Source organism: Carnobacterium alterfunditum DSM 5972 (assembly GCF_000744115.1).
In the GTDB taxonomy this organism is placed as follows: Bacteria; Bacillota; Bacilli; order Lactobacillales; family Carnobacteriaceae; genus Carnobacterium_B; species Carnobacterium_B alterfunditum.
Genome location: NZ_JQLG01000004.1, coordinates 2,300,622 through 2,325,595, shown reverse-complemented (window position 1 = coordinate 2,325,595; position 24,974 = coordinate 2,300,622). Strand labels below are relative to the sequence as shown.

Annotated in this window: 17 protein-coding genes; 4 read left to right on the top strand and 13 right to left on the bottom strand. The window is 39.6% G+C overall.

Annotation, left to right across the window (positions count from 1 at the left end; translation table 11 throughout):
* Positions 1–96: 96 nt before the first annotated feature.
* Positions 97–795, bottom strand: a complete 699-nt coding sequence (locus BR50_RS11355; RefSeq protein WP_034548701.1) for a carbonic anhydrase family protein — start codon at positions 793–795, stop codon at positions 97–99.
* A gap of 199 nt (positions 796–994) precedes the next feature.
* Between BR50_RS11355 and BR50_RS11350 the strand changes: the two genes are divergently transcribed.
* Positions 995–2,704 (top strand): NFACT RNA binding domain-containing protein, encoded by a 1,710-nt coding sequence (locus tag BR50_RS11350; protein WP_034548700.1) that lies wholly within the window; start codon positions 995–997, stop codon positions 2,702–2,704.
* 378 nt (positions 2,705–3,082) lie between these two features.
* Here the strand turns inward: BR50_RS11350 and pyrE are convergent, their stop codons facing one another.
* The 10 genes from pyrE to lspA form a co-directional block, all read right to left on the bottom strand.
* Positions 3,083–3,715, bottom strand: a complete 633-nt coding sequence (gene pyrE, locus BR50_RS11345; RefSeq protein WP_034548699.1) for an orotate phosphoribosyltransferase — start codon at positions 3,713–3,715, stop codon at positions 3,083–3,085.
* Complete coding sequence (gene pyrF / locus BR50_RS11340; RefSeq protein WP_034548698.1) at positions 3,705–4,433, bottom strand: orotidine-5'-phosphate decarboxylase; 729 nt, start codon at positions 4,431–4,433, stop codon at positions 3,705–3,707. Before pyrF ends, pyrE begins: the two co-directional genes overlap by 11 nt.
* Positions 4,423–5,352 (bottom strand): dihydroorotate dehydrogenase, encoded by a 930-nt coding sequence (locus BR50_RS11335; protein ID WP_034548697.1) that lies wholly within the window; start codon positions 5,350–5,352, stop codon positions 4,423–4,425. Before BR50_RS11335 ends, pyrF begins: the two co-directional genes overlap by 11 nt.
* 59 nt (positions 5,353–5,411) lie before the next feature.
* Positions 5,412–8,591, bottom strand: a complete 3,180-nt coding sequence (gene carB / locus BR50_RS11330) for a carbamoyl-phosphate synthase large subunit (protein WP_034548695.1) — start codon at positions 8,589–8,591, stop codon at positions 5,412–5,414.
* Positions 8,584–9,672: a carbamoyl phosphate synthase small subunit gene (locus tag BR50_RS11325; RefSeq protein WP_034548694.1), complete on the bottom strand. Its 1,089-nt coding sequence runs from the start codon at positions 9,670–9,672 to the stop codon at positions 8,584–8,586. The genes carB and BR50_RS11325 overlap by 8 nt, the downstream gene beginning before the upstream one ends.
* Positions 9,669–10,961, bottom strand: a complete 1,293-nt coding sequence (locus tag BR50_RS11320; RefSeq protein WP_034548693.1) for a dihydroorotase — start codon at positions 10,959–10,961, stop codon at positions 9,669–9,671. The genes BR50_RS11325 and BR50_RS11320 overlap by 4 nt, the downstream gene beginning before the upstream one ends.
* Entirely contained in the window at positions 10,962–11,933 is a 972-nt protein-coding gene (locus tag BR50_RS11315; protein WP_034548692.1) for an aspartate carbamoyltransferase catalytic subunit, read from the bottom strand.
* 211 nt (positions 11,934–12,144) lie between these two features.
* Positions 12,145–12,699 (bottom strand): bifunctional pyr operon transcriptional regulator/uracil phosphoribosyltransferase PyrR, encoded by a 555-nt coding sequence (gene pyrR, locus BR50_RS11310; RefSeq protein ID WP_034549185.1) that lies wholly within the window; start codon positions 12,697–12,699, stop codon positions 12,145–12,147.
* Positions 12,700–12,932: 233 nt separating this feature from the next.
* On the bottom strand, positions 12,933–13,838 hold the full coding sequence (locus BR50_RS11305) for an RluA family pseudouridine synthase (protein ID WP_034548691.1): 906 nt from the start codon (positions 13,836–13,838) through the stop codon (positions 12,933–12,935).
* Positions 13,839–13,885: 47 nt separating this feature from the next.
* The gene (gene lspA / locus BR50_RS11300; protein ID WP_034548690.1) at positions 13,886–14,347 is read right to left on the bottom strand and encodes a signal peptidase II; all 462 of its coding nucleotides are present in this window, start codon (positions 14,345–14,347) and stop codon (positions 13,886–13,888) included.
* A gap of 256 nt (positions 14,348–14,603) precedes the next feature.
* Between lspA and BR50_RS11295 the strand changes: the two genes are divergently transcribed.
* Genes BR50_RS11295 through BR50_RS11285 form a run of 3 tightly spaced genes read left to right on the top strand, consistent with a single transcriptional unit; the run spans position 14,604 to position 17,351 of the window.
* Complete coding sequence (locus BR50_RS11295) at positions 14,604–15,245, top strand: YkyA family protein (RefSeq protein ID WP_034548689.1); 642 nt, start codon at positions 14,604–14,606, stop codon at positions 15,243–15,245.
* A gap of 24 nt (positions 15,246–15,269) precedes the next feature.
* Positions 15,270–16,133, top strand: a complete 864-nt coding sequence (locus tag BR50_RS11290; protein WP_034548687.1) for a polysaccharide deacetylase family protein — start codon at positions 15,270–15,272, stop codon at positions 16,131–16,133.
* 6 nt (positions 16,134–16,139) lie between these two features.
* Positions 16,140–17,351, top strand: coding sequence for a putative glycoside hydrolase (locus tag BR50_RS11285; RefSeq protein ID WP_034549183.1), 1,212 nt, complete (start codon positions 16,140–16,142; stop codon positions 17,349–17,351).
* Positions 17,352–17,434: 83 nt separating this feature from the next.
* Here BR50_RS11285 and addA read toward each other — a convergent pair whose 3' ends face one another.
* A complete protein-coding gene (addA, locus tag BR50_RS11280; RefSeq protein ID WP_143298358.1) occupies positions 17,435–21,235 on the bottom strand; it encodes a helicase-exonuclease AddAB subunit AddA in 3,801 nt (1,266 codons plus the stop codon).
* On the bottom strand, positions 21,232–24,855 hold the full coding sequence (locus BR50_RS11275; RefSeq protein WP_034548686.1) for a PD-(D/E)XK nuclease family protein: 3,624 nt from the start codon (positions 24,853–24,855) through the stop codon (positions 21,232–21,234). The genes addA and BR50_RS11275 overlap by 4 nt, the downstream gene beginning before the upstream one ends.
* Positions 24,856–24,974: the final 119 nt, after the last annotated feature.

The following is a 24,974-nucleotide window of genomic DNA, read 5'->3' as shown; positions in this document are numbered from 1 at the left end:
TAGCATCATAAGAACTCCTTTGTTATTTTTCTATTACAGTGATCTTACTAGTTGTTCGTTTGTGTGTCAAGCTTTAAATGAGAATTTAATTATAATTTAGTTGTTTGATAAGTAAATAGGTCTATTCATTATAAGTTGCAAAGGTCTATTTGTTTTGCCGACAGTCTTTTTAAAGGCTTGAAGCAAACCTTGACGCATAAATGTTTGCTGGCTGAATACGATCCACTCGACTGGTCCTAAAGTCGGAGGTGTAGTCAATGAGCCTGTGTAATGATAGAATTGTTTATTTTCCGGCAAAAGCCTTGTTAATTCAATCGGAACAGTCAGTCCTCTTCCTGCTACACGCGGATGCAGAGCTCTTTCATCTACGGCAGCAAATACCGTATTCATTGGCCGTTCAGAAGGCAGTACTGTGACGCCTACAACAAGAAGCTCATTTTTTACAGAACGATGGACAAGATGAAATTCTAAAGGAAAGGATTCATGATTGATCTCATGCTCGCTCGGTAAATGAAAATGCAGATCTTCTAAAAAATATCTTTTGTGATCAAATATAACGGTATTCAGTTTCTCATTTGTTTTTGGCGATAAATGTACGGTGTGATTAAAAAAAGATGATTCAAACAACGTTTTATTGTAGTCAAATATCAGCGATTGCTGTGAGATCGTTGCCGTTATTTGATCATCATCTAATGCGATCGGTGATTGTAAACTTTCTGATTCTGCTTGATGAAAAGCTGAACAAATCGTGTTCCAATTTTCCGGTCCTCTATCCCCTTGATAATTCCATTCCATTTAATTCCCCTCCTAAAGTTTCCAAGAATTTATTATAACTTTTTTAGCAATAAGGCTGCAACTATTTCACTCTGATTTTCTAATAACAATTTTCTTACAAAAAGTGGTATAATTAAAAATACAGCACTAATAGGAGTAACTAATTCTATTAGTCAGATAGGATCGATTAAAATAATTGATCATGAAAGAAGGGGAATATATGTCATTTGATGGTATTTTTACCCATGCGATGGTAAATGAATTAAGCAACGCACTAAAAAATGGACGAGTATCAAAAATCCATCAGCCTTACCCGAATGAAATAATTATTGTTATGAGGGCAAATGGCAAAAATCATAAGCTGCTATTATCTGCTCATCCAAGTTATGCACGTATTCAATTGACCGAAATTCCATATGAAAATCCAAGTTCGCCGCCAAATTTTTGTATGATCATGCGAAAACATCTTGAAGGAGCCATCTTAGAAGATATCCAACAAGTCGGAAATGATCGTATCATCCATTTTAGATTTAAAAGCCGAGATGAAATCGGGGATGTCCAAAATGTTATCATGATCGTAGAGTTGATGGGCCGTCATAGTAATATTTTACTTATCGAACAAGATACACAACGTATTTTAGACACGATCAAACATGTACCGACTAGCCAAAACTCGTATCGGTTTATTATGCCCGGTGCTACCTATCAATCTCCACCTCACCAAGATAAATTGAATCCTTTTGAAACAAGCAGCTCTGAACTCACGGAATTGATGACTTCTTTTGAAGATCAAGATTTACCGTATGAAAAAAGATTGCAGCATGTCTATCAAGGGATCGGTGCTGATACGGCTAAAGAACTATTGCACCGCAGTGAAAATAATATTCAAAATTTACCGATTTTATTTGATTCGTTTATGACTAATATTCGTAAAGGAAATATCTCACCGACGTTGACAATCGGTCCTAAAAAAGAATTTTTCACTCCCCTTCCTTATTTAAGTATTGAAGGAGAACATGTGGGTTACACTACTTTGAGTGAATTATTAGATAAGTACTATGAAAGTAAAGCAGATAGAGACCGCGTTAAGCAACAAGGCTCAGATCTGATCCATTTGATCCAAACTGAACTTCAACGCAATAAGAAAAAGATGAAAAAATTGCAAAATACGTTAAACGAAACCGAACTAGCCGATGATTACCGAGTACGAGGCGAATTGTTGACGGCTTATCTTTATAAAATGACTAAAGGACAAAAAGAAGTTTCCTTAACAAATTTTTATGATGAAGAAAAACCAATGACTATTCCTCTTGATCCAAGAAAAACACCTTCTCAAAATGCACAAAAATATTTTTCGAAATATCAAAAATTAAAAAATGCAATCGCGTTTGTAAACGAACAAATGCGATTAACTCAAGAAGAAATCGATTACCTAGAATCCGTTTCGACCCAAGTGGAATTAGCTACTCCAAAAGATATTGCGGATATTAAGGAAGAATTGATCCAACAAGGATACATGAAGAAAAAGAAGACTAAGAAAAAACAAAAACAAGCTAAATTAAGTAAGCCAGATCAGTACCGCTCTTCAGATGGGACAACGATTTTAGTTGGGAAAAATAATCTGCAAAATGATCAATTGACCCTTAAGACAGCACGGAAATCAGATATTTGGCTGCACACAAAGAATATTCCAGGGTCACATGTTATCATTCAATCTGCTGATCCTAGTGAAGAAACGCTTTTAGAAGCTGCTAATATTGCTGCTTACTTCTCAAAATCACAGTTATCTGCATCCGTTCCAGTAGATTATGTTGAAGTGAAAAAAATAAAAAAACCAAATGGTGCAAAACCAGGTTTCGTCATCTATGAGGGACAACGCACCTTATTCGTAACACCGGATAAAGATTTGGTCAACCGCTTGAAAGAGTAAGAACTAAAAGTAACGCATACCTGTTAAATAAGGTGTGCGTTACTTTTTTTATGGGCTCTTCGTCAACTGGTGTGGATACTCAAAATAAAATTTATTCTGGAATATACAGGTTTGCTTGTGGAGCCGTGGCACCGTCTATAAGCCTGTGGTTGTCATGGTTGTTGCTACTTTAGTAGCTTACAAACATGATATACTTGGGCATTATGCCCACAGTGCTTCATTTCAAGCTTCAAACAAACCGTAATCGCGCTAAAGCGCCAACGTTTTGTAATTCTCATTGAATCCAATACACGGCTACAAGCAACCCTATTCCTCTATAAATTTTAGGTGAGTCATTTCTTTCATTTATTTATCCACGCCAAAAATTATTCAGCCTTTTTATTTATTTAGCCAATTGATTGGATCTTTTTTCCACTCTTTTAAAAGAGCGATTTCGGATGCATCAATCAGCCCTTTTTCTAATGCTCCTTCAATCAAAGCAGAATAATTCGTCAATGTATTTAATTGGATCTTGTTTTTCGAGAAATTTGCTATTCCTTGTGGCAACTCATAAGTAAAGATTGCTGCGACCCCTAAGACTTGAGCACCTTCATTGGAGGCTGCTTGCACTGCTTCGATGACACTTCCACCGGTGGAAATCAAATCCTCGATCACGACCATTTTCTGATCATGCGTTATCCGCCCTTCGATTTGATTTCCTTTGCCGTGATCTTTCGCTTTACTTCGGATGTAAACCATCGGTAAGTCCAGCAATTCCGCTACCCATGCAGCATGAGGAATACCGGCCGTCGCTGTGCCCGCAATGACTTCTACTTCTGGGTAATGCTTTTTGATCAATTCTGCTAAGCTTTTTGCAATGTCTCGGCGAACTGCGGGGTAACTCATGGTGATCCGATTATCACAATAAATCGGACTTTTCATTCCGCTGGCCCATGTAAACGGGTCTGTTGGGTTTAAACTTACAGCTTCTATCGCTAATAATTTTTCAGCAATTCTTTTTTCATTGCTCATTTTTCTTATCCACTCCATTCCACTGCTCTTTGATAGCATAATAAGCAGCAACAGGTTCCTCAGCTTGTATGATAGGCCGACCGACAACAATGTATGAAGCTCCTTCTTTTCTAGCTGTAAAAGGTGTAGCGATTCGTTTTTGATCTCCAACAGCCATTCCTTCTAGACGTATTCCCGGAGTAACACATAAAAAATCTTTTGCTGTATTTTCTTTTATTTGACGTGCTTCTAAAGCAGAACAAACGACACCGTCTAAACCTGCTGACTGCGTTAGTTTTGCATAATGGATCACGCTCTCCAGTAAAGAAACTGGAATCAGCTGTTCGTGTTGCATGGTTTCTTGTGTGGTCGAAGTCAATTGCGTGACCGCGATCACTTTAGGCCGTTTTCTGCCAATCGATGTCCCTGAAATGATGCCTTCCATCGCGGCTTCCATCATTTCTCGTCCACCCGCAGCATGAACAGTGATCATGTCGACCTCAAGTGCAGCTATTCCTTTCAGTGAACGTTGGACCGTATTTGGAATATCATGCAGTTTTAAATCTAAAAAAACATCATGACCTAATTGTTTAAGTGTTGTTACGATCTCTGGCCCATTTTGATAAAACAATTCCATACCTACTTTAACAAATAGCGATTCATCATTAAACTGAGCTAAAAACTGCTTTACTTGAGGCAACGTTGCGAAATCTAACGCAATAATGGGTCTATTTGTCATCTTTTTGACCTGCCTTTACTTCTTCTATCAACGACTCAATGGATTCGATGCCTAATTCATCCATTCGTTTAGGTAATGCTTCGATCAATTCTTTGCAAATCAGTGGATTAGCATAATTCGCGGTACCGATCGCGACTGCACTGGCTCCAGCCATCAGCATTTCGAGCACATCGTCAACAGTTGAAAGTCCGCCCATTCCAATGATGGGAATTGAAACTGCCCGTGAGACTTGATAAACCATTCGGATAGCAATTGGTTTGATTGCCGCACCAGAAAGTCCGCCTGTCTTATTCGCTAAGATCGGTTTTTTGGTCGCTAAATCAATACTCATTCCTACTACAGTATTGATCATACTGATCCCATCTGCTCCGCCTTTTTCAGCAGCCTGAGCTATTTCTACTATGTTGGTTACATTTGGGGTCAACTTAATATAAATTGGAACCGTCGCGACCGCTTTTACTGCTTTAGTGATTTCATAAACCGATTCAGGGCTGGAACCAAAAGTTAACCCACCTTCTTTCACATTTGGACAAGAAACATTGATTTCAAGTGCACGGACTACTGAAGATCGGCACAATTTTTTTGTGACTTCACAGTAATCCTCAATTGTTGTTCCGGCTACGCTCGCGATCACTGGTGTATTGAATCGAGCTAATGCAGGCAGCTTTTCGGCTACGATCACGTCAACACCTGGATTTTTCAAGCCTACCGCATTCAAAACTCCCGTTTCTAAATGATGGTAGCGTGGATTCGCATTTCCTGCTCGTGCATCAATAGTCGTTGATTTAATGATGATGGCCCCTAATAGATCGTAGTCATACTTGTCCAGATGAAGTTCACCAAAGCCAAATGTTCCACTGGCAGGCATAATGGGATTTTTTAAAGCTAGTCCTGGTAGTTTTACTGCTAAACGATTCATTTGTTGACCTCCATTTAGTTTTCTTTTAATCAAATCGATTCTTGCACCTTTTTCGCATGCTATAACGGACTTATCATGAGGTTACGCGATTCAAGCACGTTCAGAATAGCTGCGACCGTATCAAGTGACGTCAGTAAAGGTATGCCTTGCTCAATAGCTGCTTTTCGTATCACTTTGCCATCATTTATTACGCCCATTCCGGTCGTCAGCGTATTGATAACTAGTTGAATACCATTCCCTTGAATAAGATCCAATACCGTTTCATCAACTTCTTGATGGATTTTCGCTGCTATTTTTACCTGCAGCTGATTCTTTGCAAAGTACTGTCCGGTCCCCTCAGTCGTAACGATCGTGTAGCCAATGTTATAAAAGCGTTTGGCTAAAGCTAGCGATTCTTCTTTGTCTTCATCAGAGATCGTAAACAATACCGTTCCGTGATCTTGCAAATGCATGTAACTTCCTTCAAAAGCTTTGTAAAGAGCTTTCTCCAGTGTTGTATCGCTTCCCATGACTTCTCCTGTTGATTTCATTTCAGGGCCTAATAAAGCGTCTACCTTGTTCAATTTAGTAAAGGAGAATACAGGAGCTTTCACATGAATGAGTTCAGACTCTTTATACAAGCCGTTGGTATATCCTTGTTCTTTTAAAGATTGGCCTAAGATCACTTTAGTTGCTACTTGAGCCATTGGGATCCCGGTCACTTTACTTAAAAAGGGAACTGTACGACTGGCACGAGGGTTAACCTCGATAACATAGACGGTGTTGTCATGGATCACAAACTGAACATTCATCATGCCCAAACAATTCAGGCCAAGAGCTAAGCGAGTAGTGTAGTCGACGATCGTATTTTGGATTTCTTTGGATAAGGATTGAGGCGGATAAACGGCCATCGAATCTCCTGAATGGACACCCGAGCGTTCAATGTGCTCCATAATGCCCGGAATAAGGACTGATTCACCATCACAGATTGCATCCAATTCAACTTCTTTTCCGACTAAATACCGGTCGATCAAGACCGGGTGTTCAGGTGAAGCTTTGACCGCATTTCGCATATAATTTTCTAAATCCGGTTGTGTGTCTACGATCTGCATCCCGCGCCCGCCTAAAACATAACTTGGACGAACTAAAACGGGGTAGCTGATTCGATCTGCAATAGCTACAGCTTCTTTTGCAGTTGTCGCTGTCGCTCCTAAGGGTTGAGGAACTTGAAGTTCATTCAAAGCTTGTTCGAATAGATCCCGGTTTTCAGCTCGATCCAAATCTTCTACACGGGTCCCTAATAGGGTAACACCCATTTCCGTTAACGGTTCTGCTAAGTTGATAGCTGTTTGCCCTCCAAATTGAACGATCACCCCAATTGGCTGCTCCAGCCGAATGACATGCATCACGTCTTCTAAAGTCAAAGGTTCAAAATACAATTTATCTGAAATAGAAAAGTCAGTCGAAACGGTTTCTGGATTGCTGTTCATGATGATCGCTTCATAGCCTGCTTGTTGAATGGCTTTAACCGAGTGGACCGTGGCGTAATCAAATTCTACCCCTTGTCCGATTCGTATGGGACCGGATCCTAAAACTAAAACCGATTGCTTAGCTGACACAATGCTCTCATTCTCTTCTTCATACGTACTATAAAAATAAGGCGTGTTGGACTCAAACTCTGCTGCACACGTATCGACTGTCTTGTAGACTGGAACAATATCATTCTTATAACGCAATTCTGATACGGCTCGTTCAGTGGTATCCCATAACTGAGCGATTGCTTTATCTGAGAAGCCATATTCTTTGGCGGTAGCTAAGGCATCAATATCTTTAACACTTTGCTTCAGTTCCTCTTCTAATTCCACGATATGCAGTAACTTATCTAAGAAAAATAAATCGATTTTTGTTAAGTTTGCTAAGTCTTCGATCGGATAGCCACGCCTTATACCTTCTACTAAGTAGAATAAGCGATCATCTTCGGCATTGATCATTTTTCCGATCAGTGCTCCATCTTCAGCTTGGGAAGCTTCCTCTATTAAGACATGAGATGCCCCTATTTCTAGCGAACGTACCGCTTTTAATAAGGCTTCTTCCAGTGTCCGACCAATCGCCATAACTTCACCCGTAGCTTTCATCTGCGTCCCAAGTCGACGGTCACCGTTTTCAAATTTATCAAAAGGCCAGCGGGGGATTTTCGCGACGACATAATCGAGCGCTGGTTCAAACTCAGCATACGTTGTCCCGGTCACTGGGTTCTTCATCTCATCGAGCGTTAAGCCGACTGCGATTTTTGCGGCTAATTTAGCGATTGGGTAACCCGTTGCTTTGCTTGCTAAAGCTGAAGAGCGACTGACACGCGGATTCACTTCAATGATGTAATAATTTGAACTAGCTGGGTCAAGGGCTAATTGAACATTGCATCCTCCTTCGATCTCTAAAGCGCGAATAATTTTTAAAGATGCATCACGCAGCATTTGATGCTCTCTGTCCGTTAAAGTTTGTGTGGGAGCAAAAACGATTGAATCTCCGGTATGGATCCCAACTGGATCGAAATTTTCCATGTTACAGACAACGATTGCATTATCCTTTTTATCTCGCATCACTTCGTACTCGATTTCTTTATACCCGGCTATGCTGATTTCGACTAAACACTGACTAACGGGCGATAATTTTAATCCATTCGTAACGGTCTCTTTCAACTCTTCCTCATTATCACAGATCCCGCCACCTGTCCCGCCTAGTGTAAAGGCTGGACGGACGATGACTGGAAAGCCGACTTTTTCAGCAAATAACAAAGCGGCTGCAACTGTATGGACAATATCACTTTCTGGTACGGGTTCGTTTAACTCATGCATCAATTTACGGAATAAATCTCTGTCTTCTGCTTGGTCGATCGCGCTTAATTTGGTTCCAAGCAATTCAATACCTAATTCCTCAAGGATCCCAGAATTAGCTAATTCCATAGCCATGTTAAGTCCCGTTTGTCCGCCTAGGGTCGGAACGATAGCATCTGGACGTTCCTTTCGCAAGATACGAGAGACAAACTCTAAGGTGATCGGTTCGATGTAAACTTTATCTGCAATTTCTTTATCCGTCATGATCGTAGCGGGATTGGAGTTGACCAATACGACTTCGTAACCTTCTTCTCTTAAGGCCAGACACGCTTGAGTACCCGCGTAATCGAATTCAGCTGCTTGGCCAATGACGATTGGCCCTGAACCGATGACCATGATTTTTGTTAGATCTGTCCGTTTAGGCATTCTTTTTTATCTCCTTCCAAGCATCCATTGACTCCATAAACTGATCAAACAGGTGAGCGGCATCGTGTGGTCCCGGTGCAGCGTCCGGATGATATTGAACACTGAACACGGGATGATGACGGTGCTTGACACCTTCTACTGTTCCGTCATTCAATTCGATATGAGTCACAAACAATTTTTCTTTATCGATCGAATTGGCGTCAACTGCGTATCCATGATTCTGCGAAGTGAAATCAATTCTCCCGGTTGCGATTTCATTTACCGGATGGTTAAATCCTCGGTGCCCAAATTTCATTTTGAACGTACTGGCTCCATTTGCTAAAGCAATCAATTGATGACCTAAACAGATACCGAATATTGGCAATTTCTCTTGGATAGTTTGAATTACCATAAGGACATTTGGTAGTGATGTTGGATCTCCTGGACCATTAGTCAACAGCACCCCATCTGGATTTAAGCTTAGGATCGTTTCGGCGGTCGTATTGTATGGCAGGACAGTCACATGACAATCTCTTTTATTTAATTCTTTTAAAATACTCTGTTTTAATCCGAAATCAATAACGACCACGTTTTTCCCTTCACCCGGACTAACGTATGGACGAGTCGTTGACACTTGAGCAACTTGATTCGGAGGGAAAACAGTCGCTTTTAATTGATCGAAAGCATGCTTGATATCATCTTCAGCGTCAATGATCAATCCACGCATCGTTCCCTGCTCGCGAATGAGACGTGTAAGTTTTCTTGTATCGATACCGGCTATTCCAGGTATTTTTTTGATTTTCAAGAATTCATCTAAACTCATTTGGCTTCTCCAATGAGAGGGGACGCGAGCAAATTCTTTTACGATCACGGCTTTCATTGTTGGATCGATCGATTCGTAATCTTCTCGGTTGATCCCGGTATTCCCAATCAAGGGATAAGTAAAGACCAACATTTGGCCATTATATGACTGGTCGGTAATCGATTCTTGGTAACCTGTCATCCCTGTTGAGAAAACGACTTCTCCAAAAGCGTCATTTGTTGAGCCAAAACCTCTTCCTTTGAAGATACTTCCGTCTTCAAGCAATAATAATCGTTTCATCTTATCGATCCCTCCTTATAGACGACTATTCCATCGACCAGTGTCATGGTTGTTGTCCCTTTGACTTCCCATCCGATAAACGGTGTATTCGTTGCTAAGGAAAGAAATTCTTCGGCTAGGATCTTTTTTGGAGTCGTTAGATCAAAGAAGGCTAAATCAGCTTTTTGACCAACCTCGATCGTTCCACCTTCTAAACCAAATACTTTTGCCGGTTTATACGTCATCCAGTCAATAAGTTGGGCAAGTGTTGCGAGCCCTGGTCCAACTAAATGAGTGTACAACAGGGAAAAAGCTGTTTCACTGCCCACGATTCCAAAAGGCGAGCCCAACATCCCACCTGTTTTTTCTGCTTTACTATGTGGAGCATGGTCTGTTGCGATCAGATCGATCGTACCGTCCACTAACCCATCGATCAAGGCTTGCCGATCTTCTTTCCCTCTCAATGGAGGATTCATTTTATAGATGCTCGAGTCAGCCGGAATATCGTTTTCTGTTAATAATAAATGATGAGGAGTCACTTCAGCGGTTACGTTTATACCCGCACACTTTGCCTCACGAATGACCCGTACGCTTTCTTTTGTCGAAACATGGCAAACATGATAATGAGCTCCGGTTGCCTCACTCAGCAAAACGTCCCGTGCGATCTGACTCGCTTCGGTTGCACTGAGTATCCCTGGCAGTCCCAATTCCTTGTTACGTATCCCTTCGTGCATCACACCACCGAATAATAACGAATCGTCTTCTGTATGTGCCACGACCACAGTCTGGTTTGCAGCTGCTTCTTTCATCGCTAGATACATCGTACCAGCTGTTTGAACCCCTACACCATCATTTGTGAAGGCAAAGGCTCCAGCTGCTAATAAATCGGTTTGGTTGGTCAAAGTGTCACTGTGTAAGCCCATTGTAAGTGGTGCATACTGTTTAACTTTTACAACAGCATCTTGTGCTATTTTCACTTGTAATGCGGCCATTTTTTCAGCTGTATCCGGTTCTGGTCGTACATTTGGCATGGCACAAATGGTTGTGAATCCGCCGCGCGCAGCTGCCATCGTTCCTGTCTTGATGGTTTCCTTATAAGAAAAACCCGGTTCTCTTAAGTGGACATGGACATCGATCAAACCTGGTGCAACTAATGCTCCGTGAGCATCAATAATTTCATCTGTGGCTGAACTTAGCGCGGTGAGATCTTCTCCAATGGCTTGAATCGTTTCTTGTTTGATCAAAAGTTCGATTGGCCTGTATTCTTCTTTTTGATTCAACATAATGGCATTTTTTATCCAGATCGTCATCTATTCATCTCCTGAGGTGAAAATATCATCAGCTTGTTTGTCAACTTTGTTTCTTCCGGCTATGATCGCTTCTAAAATAGCCATCCTTGCATATACGCCATTCGACATTTGAGTCACGATTCTTGATCGATCACACTCGACGAGCGAGCTTTCCAATTCCACATCACGATTGACTGGTGCAGGATGCATAATGATTGCTGCAGGCTTCATTTTCTTTTCACGTGTTTCATTAAGGCCGTAATTATCCAAGTAAGTTTCAATACTGACCGTTTCGTGTGTTTCATGACGTTCGTGTTGCACACGTAACAGCATCACAACATCTACTTCAGAAACCAAATCATCGATGGCTAAATAGTTGCCATACTCGCTAAATGATCCGTCTATCCATTGATCAGGACCTGAAAAGAACACCTCTGCTCCAAGCCGCTTAAGCATAGTCATATTTGACTTAGCGACTCTTGAATGCTTCAAGTCACCGACGATTGCTATTTTTAAGCCGTCAAAATGGCCATATTCTTCATAGATCGTCATTAAATCTAGTAAACATTGACTTGGGTGCTGACCTGTTCCATCGCCTCCGTTGATGATGGCACATTTAATGGAAGAACTTTCGATCAATTCCGTATAAAAAGCTTCTTTACTGTCACGAATGACAGCAATGTCCGTTCCTAGCGCTGACATGGTCAAAACGGTGTCATAAAGGCTCTCACCTTTTTTGATACTGCTTGTGGAAGGTTCAAAGTCAATGATTTCAATGCCTAATTTTTTTTCAGCCATTTCAAAACTTTTATGCGTACGTGTACTGTTTTCAAAGAACAAATTCACGGCATAAAGAGGCTCCTTTATCTGCGTTGGAAGGATCCCTTTTTTTAATTGTGATGCCCGTTTAATTAAAGTAAGGACCTCTTCATTTGTTAAAGCTTCTACAGAAATAAAATGGTCTAAAGCCATCGATGCATAAATTTTTTCCATTGTCTTCTTCCTCCTGGTCTGTTTTTATTTGTGAGAGTAGTCAAACAGTATAAAAAAAGAACCTAAAGTTTATTGAGAACTTTAGGTTCTAGAATAATCCCCCCGCAGCTGGCTTTGCATTTCCAGCACAAGATCCGGGTGGTATTATCACAATGACCTTATTAGTCTCACAGGGCTAATTTAAAGTTTCACTTGATTTTTATTTAGTTAGTTAGTTAGTTAGTTTTTGAATCAGAACATGATCTTCTCCGTCAAGTTCTTCGACCCCGACTTTGATTTGTTCTCCCAAGGATGTCGGAATATTTTTACCTACGAAATCCGCACGAATCGGCAATTCTCTGTGTCCTCTATCAACAAGTACTGCTACAGAAATTTTACTTGGGCGACCTAGATCCATTAAGGCATCAAGCGCTGCGCGAATCGTTCTGCCTGTATACAAGACATCATCAATTAAAATCACTTGTTTGCCTTCAATAGGTACGGGAATATTCGATCCATTTATGCGAGGTTCATTAGCAGAATCAATTGAATGGACATCATCTCGATAAAGTGAGATATCTAATTCACCGACTGGAATATCCACACCTTCTAATTGTTTCATCCGCTCAGCAATTCTTCGCGCAAGATAAATACCGCGTGTTTTGATGCCAACTAAAATCAGGTCCTCTATTCCTTTGTTTCTTTCAATGATCTCATAGGTGATACGCGTCAAAGCTCGTTTCACAGCAGCTTGATCAACTACTTCTACTTCTGATTTGATCGACATGTTTTCCCCTCCATTTTTTAATATCGCTTTAATAGGACCCGCCAATAAAAAATGCCCTCTTAACCTTTAATGGTCGAAGAGGGCATATTACTGTTGAGTAATATAAGAGAAGGCACGGTCACCTTTTCTTACTATGCTCCTTCTTAGTCTCACAGGACTAGGATTAAAGGATATTTTATATTTCTGTCACTGTTGACTATACAGAGCGTCTTTTAAAAAGTCAATCAAAAAAGTTATTCATCTCTTAGTTTTGTTAAAGTATCTTCAAACAACTGTGGCAATGGCGCTTCAAAAGTTAAAAATTCATCAGTAGTCGGATGTTTGAATCCTAGTACTTGGGCATGTAAAAATTGTCCTTTGCCTTCTAAGGTTTTTCTAGGGCCATAAATTGGATCTCCAGCTAGAGGATAACCAATGTATTTCATATGGACTCTGATTTGGTGGGTTCTGCCAGTTTCTAGTTTCAATGAAACCAAAGTGAAATCTTTAAACCGTTCAAGAACGGTAAAATGTGTCACAGCTTCTCTTCCACCATCGATGATATCTTGTTTTTTGCGGTCTATTTTTGAGCGCCCAAGCGGAGCATCGATCGTCCCTTTTTCATGAGGGATCACACCATGAACGAGTGCTATATACTCTCTCACAGAGGTTTTATCTTTTAATTGAGCGGCTAATTTTTCATGAGCTACATCATTTTTAGCAACCATCAACAAACCTGAAGTATCTTTATCGATTCGATGAACGATTCCTGGACGAATGGTCCCATTGATGCCAGACAAATCATTGATGTGATACATCAACGCATGCACTAAAGTTCCTGTTTGATGACCAGCAGAAGGATGAACGACCATTCCTTGTGCTTTATTCACCACTACGACATCTTCATCTTGATAAACGATCTCGATAGGAATGTTTTCTGCAAGCACTTCTAAAGAGACAAGCTCTGGTTCAATAACCGAAATTGCATCTCCTGCTTGTACTTTGTAATTGGGTTTTAATTGTTCCCCATTTATCAATACATTTCCTTCTTTGATCCATTGTTGGATATGTGAACGGGTGATCTTTGGCAGCAATTCAGTCAACACTTTGTCTAAGCGACCTGTTTCTTCTTTGATAATAAAATTATGTTCTTGTAACATGCTCGATCTCCTTTTTTTAAACCTTCTCTTTACAATCTAGGAATGGTTTAGTGTTTCTTTTTTTCATTTCTTTCGTCTATGAAAACAAAAATAATCATTAGGAAAACCCCAATACTTAAAGACATATCAGCTATATTAAAAATCGGAAAATCAATAAATTCTAAACGAACCATATCAATAACATATTCAAACCGAATGCGATCAATAAAATTCCCTAATGAACCAGCTAGAATAAGTGCTAACGCGGTTGAAAACAAGCGACTTTGTTTGCCATATTTTTGCAAGTAATAGATGACTACACTTACTACTACAATAGTTACAAGGTAAAAGAACCACATCTGTCCTTCTAAAATGCTCCAAGCTGCACCGGTGTTTTGAATGTACATCCAAGATAAAACGTTTGGAATAACTTCTACTATTTCATATAAGTCAATATTCTGCACGGTTAAAAGTTTAGTGAACTGATCAGCGGCCACTATGATGGCTGCTAAGATATAATATACGAACATATTAGCCCTCTCTTTACTTCATTCTGTTTTACACTTACTAATCCATTTTACATGATTCTCTAGTTAAGAGATAGTTTTTTATTTTTGATCGCTTACTTTCCGATATTAAATAACTTGTCATATCACTTTAGAAATTAAGAAGCGTTTGTTATACTGGAGGAAGTTGCTCATTTAATACAGAACGTGATGCGGTATCATAGACGTTCTTTTCTTTGGGCCGATTTTGGTTACACTAATAAAGGGAGTTTTGTAAAAGATGAAAAAAAGATATTTGGCCACAAATTTATTTGCCGTCTCGTTGTTCTTGACTGCTTGCAGCACGAATGATGTTGCAGAAGCTATCGAATCAACTACATCAGTTGAAACGAAAACAGAACAGATCGTGGTTGACTTAAATGCCATTACTGAGCAAGAAAAAAATTTACAACAGACTTTTGAAGCGACTCTTTCAAAAGACGAGTCATTAAGTACATTTGGAGATGGTACCTCCAGTGTTTTTGAAAATATCGATGCGCGTTCCGCTTCTCTTTCTGAATTGAAGGAAACAGCTGCAGCTATCAAAGAGGAACAAATACTCTTAGATGAAAAAATGAGTGATAAATTGCCACAAGAAGAATTGGATAAATTGACCACAAGTATCGAACACTTAACGGCTAGTTTAGATGATTATGTCACTCATTATGAGACCGCATTGACAGAACAAGCAACCTACTTTACGGATCTAAGTAAAGAAGAAGCCACCTACGAAACACTTACAATGGGTATGGAAACGATCAATGAGCAAGACGCAAAAACAAAAGAATGGCTTTTACAGTTAGACCAGCAGCTAGTCGAGGTACAAGCTTCACATAAAACTACAATGAAATCACTTGACCAATTAAATGAATCCTCAAACTAAACGAACTGTAAAGGAGTCTTAAAAATGAAACTGATTTTGCTAGGAGTTTCCCTTATGAGTGCCGTTGTCTTGAGCGGTTGCCAGACGTCTGACGCAGCTGATCAAGATGCAAGAAGCTCATTTTTTTCTGACACAAGTGAAAATCAATCTAATCAACCAAATGAAAAAATAGCGAGAGAAGCAAGCAGTACCGCTCAAAGTTCAATAGACTCTATAGAAGAACTGCCTGCCGAAAAAGAAGCTTACCGCTATCGAATAAACGCCGCTACTTCAGTTGTTGAACCGATAGATGAAACTATTGATCCAAAAGTTGCGCTGTTAACGTTCGATGACGCTCCTGATCAACATGCCGTAGAGATAGCTGAACAGTTAAAAATGATCAACGCACCCGCCATTTTCTTTGTAAACGGTATGTACATAGCATCAGACGAAGGCAAAGATAAGTTGAAACAACTTTATGATATGGGATTTGCCATCGGTAATCATACCCAAACACATCCAAATTTAAGTACCATCAGTCCTGAGGAACAACGAGAAGAGATCATCGCAACCAATGAAGCCATCTATGAAGTGATCGGTGAAAAACCGCACTTCTTCCGTGCTCCTCATGGTGTGACAACTGAAACTTCTGCTGCGATAATGGCTGAAGAAGGCATGGTTTCGATGAATTGGACCTATGGGTATGATTGGGAGGCTAATTATCAAAATAGCGAAGCTTTGACCGCTATCATGCTGAATACAGATTATTTAAATAACGGCGCTAATTTATTGATGCACGATCGTTCATGGACAAATGATGCGGTTGTTTCAATTGCTGAGGGCCTAATTGAAAAAGGCTATACTTTAGTTGATCCTAACTTTATTGAATTACCTGAGAGAGAGGAATAAATGATTATGAGAAATAAAGCATCATTCTGGTTTGGTTTATTAGCAACAACGGGGGTCGTATTTTCTCCACTAAGTGTATCTGCTGAAGAGAACCCTGAACCTACTTTACTAGAGATCAACGCAGAACCCATTCTAAGCACACCTGCCAAGTTCCCTGCTAAATTTATTTATGACAGCGGAATTGATATCGACTATCCCGAAAATGGCGTAAAAGGTATTTACGTTACAGCTAACTCGGCTAGTGGAACAGCTAAAATGAAAGAATTAACGAAATTTGCTCATTCTAGTGGTTTAAATGCTATGGTGATCGACGTAAAAGATGATTTCGGGAAAATGACGATGGATCTTAAATCGGAAAATAAAATTATTCAACAAAACACTGAAACACTTGTAACAGACCCAACGAGTATGATGAAGCATTTAGAAGAAAATAAGATTTACCCTATTGCACGTATCGTGGTATTTAGGGACACTGTATTAGCTGAAGCTAGACCTGACCTTTCGTTTAAAAAGGCAGATGGTACTGTTTGGAAAGATAACGGTAATCATGCTTTTGTTAACCCATTTTCTAAAGAAGTATGGGATTACAATATCGAAGTTGCTAAACAAGCAGCTAAATTGGGCTTTAAAGAAATCCAATTTGATTACGTCCGCTTTCCTGAAGGCTTTGAAAACAAGAGTGATTCATTGACATACTCTCGTGGCGATCATGAAACAAGCGACTTAGATGATGTCCAACAACGAGTTGAAGCTGTTACTGGTTTCGTTAAATACGCTCGTGAAGAGTTAGAACCGTATGGTGTTGAAATTTCAGTAGATATTTTTGGCTATGCCGCTACTGTTCCAGAAGCGCCTGGTATCGGACAAAACTTTGCTAAAATCTCTGAAAATGTGGATGTCATTTCTTCAATGATCTATCCGAGTCATTGGAACACTTACTTCGGAATTCAAAAGCCTGATTTAGAACCTTATAAATTAGTTTCTGAATATATAAAAGTAGAAAATGACTTGCTTTCAGGTTTAGAAACGCCTCCTAAATCCAGGCCTTGGTTGCAAGATTTTACCGCTTCTTACTTAGGAGCAGGAAATTACCAAAACTATGGTGCAGCGCAAGTCGAAGACCAAGTAAGAGCTTTGCATGATGCTGGAGTAAATGAATTCTTGCTTTGGGATGCTACTAACACCTATACAGAAGGTGTAAATTACAATATGGAATAAGAAAAAAGATCTGCTCATCAGTTTACTGATAAGCAGATCCTTTTTCTTATTCTCAGCTAGTTATGCCCCAGTCTCCCCTTTTTTTATGGAACAGATACGATCTCACCTGTATCCAGCAAGCAAAGATAGGTTTCAGTTACTTTTTTATCTAAAATAGATTCCAATGCAGAACGGTATAGATTCATTTGACCTTTGTACTTCTCTAGCATATTTTGGCCTGCTTGTGATCCATAATGATCCACTCTGTCTGTTTTGTAATCAAATAAAACAATATGATCTTCCAATTCGATGTAGCCGTCAATAATTCCGTGAATCAAAATTTTATCCTCAGCATCGCCATTCATATCGGTAAAGATTTTTTCAGCTTCCAATAAAAGTGAGAAAGGTTCTTCACGATGAACATCTTTTGCATCCTCTAAAATCATTTTTCCTAACGGTGTATTAAAAAACTGAACCAACTGTCCTACTTTGATTTTTGAAGCAACTTCTTCTTTTAGAACCCCATCTTTGATCAGTGTCGCGATCAAACCTTCAATCGATTCTTTAGTAGGCGTTGTTTTTAAATCAACGGCTTGCATGACTGAGTGAGTTGCCGTTCCTATCTCGGCACTTGAAGGAACGGTCAATTCTGCCATAAATAAAGGTCGGTCCAACGTTTCTTCAACGTAACGGTTTCGATTTCTTGGTTGATTGATATCAATTTTCACCATTTGATCGCTTTCGGGTTCCTCAAATAAGCGTTTGATTTCGGAAACGGATTGATAACTGGTTGTATGAGAAGCCCCTTCATGTTCATAGGTATAATTCATCAATGCTAAGGCTTTTTCAACTGTTTCTTTTGTTGTTCCATCTGCTGTTGTCTTTTCTTGCAACTGATCTAACTTTTCTAGCCAGTTTTCATCTAAATCAGTGTCTTTTGAAACTAGTCGTTCTTGGATCGCACTTTCATCATAAAAATGGATCACAAATCGAGCTGGATGGTTTGTGATCTCGCCATTTCGAGCGATGAAAGAAGTGACATCATTTTCGCTTGAAGGGTGGCGGATCAAAGATAGTCCGATCCATTTCATTAAACTACCAGCTGTGAAACGGATATCAGCTGGTAAAACTGTTGGCGAATGAGAACTGACTACACCCCACTCTTTCCAAGCGGCCTCTTCATCTTTATAAGACCCCACTAAAAACAACTTTTCTTCTGCTCGGGTCAATGCAACATATAACTTCCGCATTTCCTCCGATAATAATTTTGTTTTCTTTTCTACTTTTAAGGCTGTTTCTGGCAAAGATGGGTAACGAATACGCCGATCTAAATCTTTATAGTCTGTCCCTACACCATATGTTTCATTAAAAACATAACTTTTCTTGATATCCTGCAAATTAAATTTCTTCGTTAAATCGAGGACAAAGACCACTGGAAACTCTAAGCCTTTGCTAGCATGGATCGTCATGACCCGAACAGCATCTTCATCTTCAGATATAGCTGTAGGTTCTGCTAAATCTTTATCTTTTTCTTGCATTTTTTCAATAAAGCGGACAAATTGGAACAACCCTTTAAAACTTGTTTTTTCGTAACTAGCTGCACGCTCATATAAAGCATGCAGATTAGCTTTGCGTTGTTTTCCTGAACTCATACCTCCAACATAGTCTAAAAAGCCTGTATCATCATAAATCGTCCAAATAAGCGCAACTAAGTGGTCACGACGAGCGATTTCTCGCCATTTGTTTAACCGAATCATGAAAACAGTGACTTTATCGTATAAATTTGAAGTAAAGCGACTGCTTTTCTCCACGCCTGGGTAGGTTTGATAAAATGTTCTTAGGGCTTCGTAGTAATCGCCCGTTTTTTGGCTGATTCTAATAGCGGCTAATTCATTTTCATCTAAACCCACCAGCGGTGAGCGCAAGACTGCAGCTAACGGAATATCTTGATAAGGATTATCGATAATTTTTAATAATGACATCATGATCGTGATCTCAGTCGTTTGAAAGTAATTTTGCGTATCATTTACCTGAAGAGGAATAGCCAATCGTTTAAACATTTCCATTAAAACCAAGTTGTTCTTTTTTGTCGGTGTCAATAAGACAATGTCTTTGTAACTGATGGGCCGAGTCATTTTGGAACGTTTGTCATAGATCGGAAATTGAGTTTGAATAAGTTCTTTTATTTTTTGCCCGACCATCAATAATTCGCCTTCAGTCTTATCTTCTATGCGCATATCCCAATTGATCGACTCGGTCTCTTCTTCCTCATCCTCACTATCGTTTGTGCCTTTTTCATAAATCAACAGTTCCGGCTGATGCTTTTGCAAGTCTGGAAAACCCGTAAATCCCTGTACTAATTGAGCTGCTTGATCATAATCCATTTGTCCGACAGCTTTGTCCATCAGCTGTTCAAAAATCAAATTAGTAAACTGTAAGACTTCTCCTCTAGAACGGAAATTCTCAGCTAATATAATGCGCTCACCCGATTGATGGTGTCCATATTGTTCATATTTTTTTAAAAATAATCCCGGATCAGCTAAACGAAACGAATAAATCGATTGTTTGACATCTCCTACCATAAACAAATTCCCCTGATCGGCTTGGTCATGCGCTAGCCAGCGTAAAATATTTTCTTGGAGTTGATTGATATCTTGGTATTCATCGACCATGACTTCGTTAAATTTAGTGCGGTAGTGCATAGCCGCTTCAGTTGGGAACCACTCTTCGTTTTGGATCTGAGCTAAGATCTGCAGTGTCAAATGTTCTAAATCATTAAAATCTAATACATTACGTTCATCTTTACGTTGACGGTAGGCATCTGTGAACAGTTGCGTGACCCGTGCCATTTCATCTACAAGCGGTGCTGCATTCAACATAAGATCGATTTGTTCTTGCGGCGAAGCAGAAAAATAATCGTTAGCTAATTCTTTGAATCGCTTCTTGTACTCATCTCTTAAATTTTTCATTTCTTCGGCTGTTTCTTTTAGCGCTTCGTCAGTACCTTTTTTGACCGACTTCCAACGCGCAAATTCAAATACTTTGCAGCCATCGTATGCTGCTTGATAATTATTTTCTTTGATATGCGTTTGGATCTCTTGTAAAGCCAGCCACTCGCTACGAACCAATTCTGTTTGATTCTTTAGTTCCTCGCTGCCTTCTCCTAGTTGAGCTGCAACTTGAGAAAGTTCGACCAGACTATCTAATACGGATACTATTTGTGGTTTTAACAGTTCTTTGAACAAAACGCCATTTGTTAAGTTGTTGTCTTCAACACGATACAAATAAGACAACTGTTCCAACCATACAGCTGGTCTAGGATTGGCTCTTGAAAATTCATATAATGAGAAAATCAAATCTGTTAAGCCGGCATCGCTTCGATCATTTGAATAAGAGGCTGTCAGAGCTTTAAATAAGCTGTCTTCTTCACCATACAACACTTCTCTTACTTCTTCCCAAACATTTTCTTTCAATAAAAGAATCTCTGTTTCATCTGTCAATAAACGAAAAATCGGGTCTAAATCGATCAAATAATAATAGCGGCGAATGACTTGAAGACAAAAAGCGTGCAGCGTACTGATAGACGCTTGGTTGATCAACGTTACTTGTCTGGTAAGGTGTCGTTTTAATGCTAGATCGCTTTCCGAAGTGACCGCTTCTTGGATCGCAACTTGGATCCGAGCTTTCATTTCCTTAGCAGCAGCTTCTGTATAGGTCACGATCAGCATTTCATCAACATTTGTACCAGCTTTTATTTTTTCGATCACACGTTGGACAAGAACCGTTGTTTTTCCTGAACCAGCCGAAGCAGATACCAATATGTTGTGCCCTGCTTCATAGATAGCTTGCCATTGTCCATCTGTATACTGACTATTTTCAGGTTTTAGCGGAAGTGGGTTCATCATTCTTCATTTTCCTCCTCTTCTTCTTGTATTTTCTTAAGAATATCTTCTCTTTTTAATGGATCCATCCGGCGGTAATTATTTTCTGGCAACATCGCATCAAATTGCGACACGGCACGCAATGGTCCATTAACGGTTGGAATAAACTGTCTTTTTTCATAAAAAGGATTCAGCGTTGTGACGCCATCAACTATTTTATTACCGGCATCGATGATCAATTTTTTATTGTGTTGACGTAAGGCCGTCATTTCGTCTAGGGTGACAAATTTATTGGATTTTAAGGCTTCACTTTTTAATTGATTAAAAGGATAGACCAGTGAAGCAGTCGTCGGTTCGATCGTTGGATCAAGCGAGAGAAGCATCTCTTCATCTTCAAGCAGCAATCCATCCATTTTATAAGACTTCAATAATTCTTTGATATAGGCATCCTCATCCAAAAAAGTTCCTTTTTTCATAAAAGGGTTGGATACGTGCAGGTAAAACGCACCCGCGGGTTTAGCTTCGTGACCGATCAAGTCAACTGCATTTTGAAGCGCCGTGTCCAAGTATGTGATCATCTGCATCGCTAATCCATAATAGGCATCCTGGTAATTAAATTTATGCGCACTTGACTTGTAATCTACTACACTCAGGTAATACTCATCCCCGAGCGACATAGCATCCACTCGGTCGATTTTGCCACGCAGATAAAGAGTACCGCCATTATTGAGTGGAAAGGATAATCCCTCAATGCCTTTTTGAAGCGCGACTTGACCAAATAATACTTCGGTCTGAATGTTCTTCATATTTGTGCGTCGACTTTGATTGCCGATGACCCACACCATTTTTTTGATGGTTTGGCCTAATTGATCACGAATGTATTTCATTCGATTAGACGCATTTAGGATCGAAAATTTCGCCTTGCCATAGAGTTCAGTCAAGACTTCTGCCGTTAATTCCTCAAGGGACTCTTCGTTTAATTGATCGAAACTCAGATTTTTTTGAATGATCGTTTTAAATAACTGATCCAGTGCATCATGGAAGAATTCCCCCGTACCAGCTGGTGAAAGTTCAAAAACATCTCGTTCTTTTAGTTTCAACCCGTAAGTCAAGAAATGACCATAATGATCTGCATAAAAAGCTTCTAGTCGAGAAACAGATAAATACAAGTCTTTGCCATACAGATCGGTCGCAATCGAACTCTTTAAAGGCATCGGCAGATTTTTTTTAACTAAACTAACGAGCAAGTGATTAAAATCACGGGCTACTTGTTTATCTCGTTTAAAGAAAATATATAGATTTTGCCAAAATGCATTCAATTGCCCTTTTTGATCTTGCTCTTTGCGTAAAACCATCAAAAGCTGGCTGATGGTCGTTTTCTTCGTTCCAACAAAATGCAATAATTCTGTTTCGCTTGGGTTTTCTAAAGATGTGATATCCATTAATTTCGTTTGAATAGGCAGATGGAATGCTTTTGCTATCCGATCCACATAGGGTGATAATTTCGGACCGTTTTTTGTTTCGTCACTTGTCGGGTAACTAAAAATCAATTTTTCGGAAGAATCTAAGAAAGCTTGATACGCAATAAATGGTTCGGAGGCCATGACGGCTTCAACAGCTGGCTTTAAATACTGTGTATCGTCTAAGAAATCTGAAAATAAATCGCGGTCTTCTTCAGTCAAAATACTTTTATTTTCGGTTTTAGCTGGCAAATGAGCATCTGTAACACCTAGCATGAACGTGACTTTCGCAGTTCCGATCCGGGTGCCTTCAATTCCTGAAAATGTCACTTGATCAATACTTGGCGGAACCATGCTGTAAGTAGCGTTATCAAATCCAGTCATTAAAATAGCGTGGAAACTATCCAGTTCGAACGGCTCATCTCCTAATACCTCTACATACTCATCTAACAGCTGCAAAAAAGTTTGCCACGTTTGTTCATGTTTGCGTGCTTTTTCAAGATCATTGTCTTCAATGGCTTGATCTCGCCAAAAGCCTATCTGGTCTTTAACACCGATAGTTTCCATAAATAAATAGAGTTCTTTAGCAGCCTCTCTACTCGTTTTGGCTTTTTCTAACCGTTTAAAAAATGGGATCAGTATCCCTGAAAGATCGGCTTTGATAGAATTAGCAATTTGTTCGATGCGTTGGTCATTGTCTGACTGGAACGCTGCATCTTCATAAAAATAACGTGTATAATGCCAAGGCTCAGTTTTTGTCCAGTGGTAACCTTCGTATCCATAGGCCAGCAGCACATTTTCGGTGATATCTACTCGTTCTCTGAATGTTTGTGTGCGCTGGATATGCTGACTCACACGTTGCGTCCGTTCTTTTGCAAGCGGTTCTTGCCCATCCGTCATGGGAATCACTAATTCTGTCCTGAGCAGCCGCATCACATCTGCATAGCGCCAATTGCGTTTGTAGATGTTCACTAATGTATCTAGGACTTCAATGAGCGGATGTTGATTCATCAATTCTGCGCTGTCAATAAACAGCTCAATGTTATGGCTAATAAATAAGGGTTCTATGATGGCTAAATAATCATCCATATTACGGGTCAAGACCAAAATATCTTTATACCGATAATGGCCAGAGGCGACCAGTTTACGAATCTCTTTCGCAACATGTGTTATTTCTGCTTGTTTATTTTCTGCTGCCCATATCTCAATGCTATTTCCGACTGTATCAGGATCAGATAAAGGCTTATGAGTTGCTGGAGTGAGTTGACTTGTCTCTACCCAAAACGCTTCCAGTTGATTTAATTCAGCACAATAAGCTGCATCTATTTCTTGGATGATTTTATCTTTATAAACAGGTACATTATTTTGGCGAGCCAATTGGTACAATTTATAGTAAGTCGTACCAGATGTTTGAAACAGATTATGCATTTCCGGTTTTTCAACGGCATAGCCTTTGTCTGCAGTCAGTGCAATGGTTACCTTTTTAGCGGCTTTCATTAACGCTAGGATGAGCGCTTGTTCTTGAGCAGTAAATTGATAGTAACTCTCAATAAAAATCGTCGTGCCGGATAAATCTAATTCGCCTACTTTTTGGATCAATGCAGACACAATGTCTTCTGACTCGATATATTTATTCAGTAAAGCTGCGTCAAATGCTTGATAGATCAAAGATAGATCGCGCAATTTCAATTTAAAATCGGCTTCTTTAGGCGAATTCCCTAAATTAATGATCATTTGATCTAAATCGACTTGTGAGATACGTCCGCTGCGCAATTCTAAAAATAAATCGGTCATTTGCTGAACAAAGCCATCTTTCCTAACTTCCCCACGGTAAATAGTCAATTCTTCTTCATGTTCGATCAATAATTTACGGATCAGCATTGATAATCCAGTCGTTGTTAACTGTGGCTTAGCATAAATATCCGTATCTTTTAACCAGTACCAAGCTAATCGTGTAAAACTGAATACTTGTAAATGCATCATGCCCATCATCGGTTTCTTTTTAAAATAAGGATAGTCACTTAGCTTTTCTAGCGTTGTCATTTCAGCTTGGAATTTAATATGGTCTGGCACTAAATAAAAAATAGACTCTTTTGTATTTTTCGTCAGAATTTCTGCTATCTCATCGAGCAGGACCGAACGTTTATCACGATTCGCGCGGCCTAAAACAAATTGCAATCCCATAGTGTTTCACACATCCTCTCATTCAACTTCTGTCCCTTTTATTTTAACATACGCAAAAAATAAGACCTATACGAAATAAAAATCGTATAGGTCCTTTTATTTGGTTCTACAACAAATGG

Coding starts and splice junctions, on each gene's coding strand:
- BR50_RS11320 (WP_034548693.1), bottom strand. CDS start 10,961: ATGACGATCTGGATAAAAAATGCCATTATGTTGAATCAAAAAGAAGAA.
- carB (WP_034548695.1), bottom strand. CDS start 8,591: ATGCCTAAACGGACAGATCTAACAAAAATCATGGTCATCGGTTCAGGG.
- pyrR (WP_034549185.1), bottom strand. CDS start 12,699: ATGTCGATCAAATCAGAAGTAGAAGTAGTTGATCAAGCTGCTGTGAAA.
- BR50_RS11355 (WP_034548701.1), bottom strand. CDS start 795: ATGGAATGGAATTATCAAGGGGATAGAGGACCGGAAAATTGGAACACG.
- addA (WP_143298358.1), bottom strand. CDS start 21,235: ATGATGAACCCACTTCCGCTAAAACCTGAAAATAGTCAGTATACAGAT.
- lspA (WP_034548690.1), bottom strand. CDS start 14,347: ATGTTCGTATATTATATCTTAGCAGCCATCATAGTGGCCGCTGATCAG.
- BR50_RS11315 (WP_034548692.1), bottom strand. CDS start 11,933: ATGGAAAAAATTTATGCATCGATGGCTTTAGACCATTTTATTTCTGTA.
- BR50_RS11290 (WP_034548687.1), top strand. CDS start 15,270: ATGAAACTGATTTTGCTAGGAGTTTCCCTTATGAGTGCCGTTGTCTTG.
- BR50_RS11325 (WP_034548694.1), bottom strand. CDS start 9,672: ATGAAACGATTATTATTGCTTGAAGACGGAAGTATCTTCAAAGGAAGA.
- pyrE (WP_034548699.1), bottom strand. CDS start 3,715: ATGAGCAATGAAAAAAGAATTGCTGAAAAATTATTAGCGATAGAAGCT.
- pyrF (WP_034548698.1), bottom strand. CDS start 4,433: ATGACAAATAGACCCATTATTGCGTTAGATTTCGCAACGTTGCCTCAA.
- BR50_RS11285 (WP_034549183.1), top strand. CDS start 16,140: ATGAGAAATAAAGCATCATTCTGGTTTGGTTTATTAGCAACAACGGGG.
- BR50_RS11305 (WP_034548691.1), bottom strand. CDS start 13,838: ATGTTACAAGAACATAATTTTATTATCAAAGAAGAAACAGGTCGCTTA.
- BR50_RS11335 (WP_034548697.1), bottom strand. CDS start 5,352: ATGAATCGTTTAGCAGTAAAACTACCAGGACTAGCTTTAAAAAATCCC.
- BR50_RS11295 (WP_034548689.1), top strand. CDS start 14,604: ATGAAAAAAAGATATTTGGCCACAAATTTATTTGCCGTCTCGTTGTTC.
- BR50_RS11350 (WP_034548700.1), top strand. CDS start 995: ATGTCATTTGATGGTATTTTTACCCATGCGATGGTAAATGAATTAAGC.
- BR50_RS11275 (WP_034548686.1), bottom strand. CDS start 24,855: ATGGGATTGCAATTTGTTTTAGGCCGCGCGAATCGTGATAAACGTTCG.